Here is a 403-nt window from a genome sequence, read left to right as displayed (position 1 = left end):
ACAACTTCACCTGAGCCATCGTAGGCTAGTTTGCTAGTATTTGCAGCATTTACCCGACGAATACGAATTCCTCGGTAGTGCGCCATTTGTTGTACTTTATTTTGAATGCCATTTTTGCACCAATGGTGCAATTTTTGTTTGAGTCGTTTGGCTCCGTTAGTGTTAGGTGAAAATTTCATTTTCCCTAAAAATTCGAATACAATCACATCAGCATGGTGCTGTTCCGCAAAGTTTACGATGCGACGAGCTGTATCTATCATGATATGTTTTTGTAGACCGTTTATCTTTCTCCAAAGGTTAGGAGCGGAAATGTACCCATATTTCTTTTGTGCGATTTTTACATTCTTACTCATTCGATCCATCCGGTCTTTTTCTACTGGCTGGTTAATAAATGTACGTCCAA

At 39.5% G+C, this 403-nt stretch carries 1 protein-coding gene; it reads right to left on the bottom strand.

Annotation, left to right across the window (positions count from 1 at the left end; translation table 11 throughout):
• Window positions 1-403: IS200/IS605 family accessory protein TnpB-related protein (locus MR109_RS29810; protein ID WP_242274865.1), on the bottom strand; the 403-nt coding region annotated here is incomplete at both ends.

The sequence above is a fragment of the Bacillus cereus group sp. BfR-BA-01310 genome (genome assembly GCF_022664325.1).
GTDB classification, from domain to species: domain Bacteria; phylum Bacillota; class Bacilli; order Bacillales; family Bacillaceae_G; genus Bacillus_A; species Bacillus_A paramycoides.
Note: the sequence above shows the minus strand (reverse complement) of the source record. Positions and strands in the feature narration are given on the sequence as shown.